5 protein-coding genes are annotated in these 2,928 nt (G+C 61.7%); 4 read left to right on the top strand and 1 reads right to left on the bottom strand.

Features of this window, described 5'->3' with window-relative positions:
• Nucleotides 1-815: glycoside hydrolase family 25 protein (locus ACYVDE_RS19050; RefSeq protein WP_460503126.1), on the top strand; the 815-nt coding region annotated here is incomplete at its 5' end.
• Between the two features lie 194 nt (nucleotides 816-1,009).
• On the opposite strand, the gene ACYVDE_RS19045 is transcribed toward ACYVDE_RS19050, so the two are convergent.
• Nucleotides 1,010-1,240 (bottom strand): hypothetical protein, encoded by a 231-nt coding sequence (locus ACYVDE_RS19045; RefSeq protein ID WP_460503125.1) that lies wholly within the window; start codon nucleotides 1,238-1,240, stop codon nucleotides 1,010-1,012.
• Nucleotides 1,241-1,357: 117 nt separating this feature from the next.
• Between ACYVDE_RS19045 and ACYVDE_RS19040 the strand changes: the two genes are divergently transcribed.
• The 3 genes from ACYVDE_RS19040 to ACYVDE_RS19030 all read left to right on the top strand — a co-directional run.
• A complete protein-coding gene (locus tag ACYVDE_RS19040; RefSeq protein ID WP_460503124.1) occupies nucleotides 1,358-1,738 on the top strand; it encodes a septal ring lytic transglycosylase RlpA family protein in 381 nt (126 codons plus the stop codon).
• A 42-nt stretch (nucleotides 1,739-1,780) separates the two neighbouring features.
• The gene (locus tag ACYVDE_RS19035; RefSeq protein ID WP_460503123.1) at nucleotides 1,781-1,975 is read left to right on the top strand and encodes a hypothetical protein; all 195 of its coding nucleotides are present in this window, start codon (nucleotides 1,781-1,783) and stop codon (nucleotides 1,973-1,975) included.
• A gap of 415 nt (nucleotides 1,976-2,390) precedes the next feature.
• Nucleotides 2,391-2,928 (top strand): hypothetical protein (locus ACYVDE_RS19030; protein WP_460503122.1); only part of this gene is annotated, 538 nt, incomplete at its 3' end.

Here is a 2,928-nt window from a genome sequence, read left to right as displayed (position 1 = left end):
GCTGGCCGTGGCGGCGCGGGCTGCTGGCAGCGGCGGCGCTGGTTGTGATACTGGCTGGCTACTACTACGTTCGGCACCAGGTGCAGCTCAACCGCTACGCCCGGCGGGCCTGGGCCACCTTCACCAAAAACGGCCTCACCGGCCGCGAGAAAACGCCGCTGCTGGCTGGCTACTCGGTGCACGGCATCGATGTATCGGCCTACCAGGGCCGCATCGACTGGCCCGAGGTGGCCCGCAACCGGGTGCGCTTTGCCTTCATCAAGGCCAGCGAGGGGGCCACGCTGCGCGACCCGCGCTTCGCCCGCAACTGGCGCGAGGCCCGCAAGGCCGGCGTTCTCTGCGGGGCCTACCACTACTTCCAGCCCAACCGCGACGGGCAGGTGCAGGCCGACCTGTTTGCCCGCACCGTGCCTCTAGCTCCCGGCGACCTGCCGCCCGTGCTCGATGTGGAAGCCGCCAACTTCCACGATGTATCCATTATGCGGCGCGAGGTGGCCCGCTGGCTGCGCCTCGTGGAGGCGCACTACGGCGTGCGGCCCATTCTATATTCCAACCACAGCTTCTACCAGCGCCACTTGGCCGGGCATTTCGACAATTACCCGCTCTGGCTGGCCCACTACGAAGTGGCTCGCCCCAAAATGGCCCGCAGCAAGTGGATAATCTGGCAGCACTCCGACGAGGCCTACGTGCCCGGCATCCGCGGCGTGGTCGATTTCAATGTGTTCCAGGGCAATTTCGAGGCCCTGCAGGCTCTGCGTGTGCCAGCGTCGCCGGCCGCGCCGAAGCTACCCGCCGCGCCGCGCACGAAGAAATAAACGCGGTAGAGACGCAATATTTTGCGTCTCATCGTTGAACGGCAACGGTGCAAGCGGCGCGGACGCCGAGACGCAAAATGTTGCGTCTCTACACACTCGCGCCATTGTTCACCCAACCTAAAAAAAGCCGCCCGGTCCGCTGCTTCAAGCTGAAGCACGCGAGCCGGGCGGCTACTATTTTGAGCTGCTCAAGATTACATTTTGTCTTTCGACTCCATCTTGGCATCCATTTTAGCGTCGTGCTTCATCATTTTGCCCGACTTCTTCATCGACTTGTCACCGGCCATCTTGCCGGTCTTCTTCATCATTTTGGCATCGGCCTTCTCGTCTTTTTTCATCATCTTGCTGTCGCCCTGCTGGGCGTGGGCAGCAACGAAGGTGAGCGACAGGGCGGCGGCCGAAGCCAGTTTCAGCAGGTTATTCATGGTTGTTGGAGTGAAATGGGGGTGAGTAAGAATTCTGCCCGAAAGGTTACCGCCCCGCGTAAATTTTAGATGAAGCCCATGCCGCAAGCCAAAATTCTATACCTCCGCTTTCTGCCTTTGTTGCTGCTTCTGCTGCTGGCTTCGTGCCACGGCAGCCGCAATGTGGGCAATGGCAAAGGGCCGCGTGGGGCCGTGCAAACCGGCCTCGGCTCGTACTACGCCAGCAAATTCAACGGCCGGCCTACGGCCAGCGGCAGCATCTACCGCCCCGGCGGCATGACGGCGGCGCACAACACCCTGCCCTTCGGCACCGTCATTCGCGTTACCAACACCCGCAACGGCCGCTCCGTCGACGTTACCGTAACCGACCGCGGCCCCCACACCCGGGGCTACATTGTGGATGTGTCGCACCGCGCCGCCATGCAGCTGGGCATCATCGAAGCGGGCGTGGTGCCCGTAGAAGTAGCGGTGCTGCGCCCCGCGCCGGGCAACCGCTAAATTTGCTGCCCCCATCTGCCAACCACGGCTGCTTTCACTGCTATGAACATTCGCAAAAAAATTACCTGGACGGCCCCCGCCGGCCTCAACCGCTACGCCGCCCTCGACAACTGGGTGGCCGCCGCCGAAGATGAAGACTGGTCGGAGGCCGAAATTCAGTTCGTCATCGATGAGGTGGTAGAAGCCGAAGACGATGCTGCCGGCCTGGCCGTATTGGCCTGGTACTCGCGCACCTAGCACCGCTGCCGGGCAGCGTACCAAGGCAGCGATGCCAGATGCTGCGCATTCCTCCTTCGCAGCCAAATAAGCTTTCGAAGTATAGCACCGGGAGATATGCCGAATGTTGTGCCGTGCCAGCCAAGGCCGGGGCGCTACTGATTTCCGCCCGCCACAAATCTGCTCTGGGTCGCCCGGCCGTGTACGAGCATAGCAACAGTTGCGTGGACAGGCTGATTCTTGACGCTTGGAGTGCGTTGGGCCTCACTACGCCTGAATAAGTTGGGTTCTTTCGCCGGTCGAATAGAATTATTCGGCCAGTAAATATGCGCTCTCATGTAAAAATATTTGCTTATCTAATTTTTAATTGTATTTTTATGAATATCAAGTTGATTTGAAATAACTATTGTCATAAATGCCCTGGGCCGCCGCTACCATGAAAACGCTTATCAGTCTGCTGGCAATGCTGATGTTGAGTACGGGCACGCTATGGGCTGCGCCGACCGAGGTGCAGGCGCTGCTGGGCCAATGGGCGGGCGTGCTGCCCGTGCCGGGCGGTAGTCGCCAGGTCACCATTGTGGTTAGCCAGCAGGCCGATGGCAGCGCCACGGCCCGTTTGCACATCGATGCCCAGCGCCTGAATAACAGCCTGCTGCGCGTGCGCAACAGCCCCAGTTCCGACAGCATTGTCTTTGTGGCCGACCAAGCGGGCTTTCGCTTCGTGGCCCAGCCCGTGGCCGATGGGCAGCGGCTGCGTGGCACCTGGCAGCAGCCCGGTTTCCGCTCGGTGCTGGTGCTCGACCGCATGGCGGGCCCCGATGCCGCCGTTGCGACGGCTACTTTCGCCAGCGAAGAAGTATTTGTGAGCAGCCCCAGCAGCCCCAACCCGGAGGTAGGACTGGGCGGAATGCTGCGCCGGCCGGCCGGCAATGGGCCTTTCCCGGCCGTGCTGCTGCTGCCCGATGCCGTGCCGG

Source organism: Hymenobacter agri (genome assembly GCF_054778495.1).
This window is presented reverse-complemented; position numbering and strand designations above follow the sequence as displayed.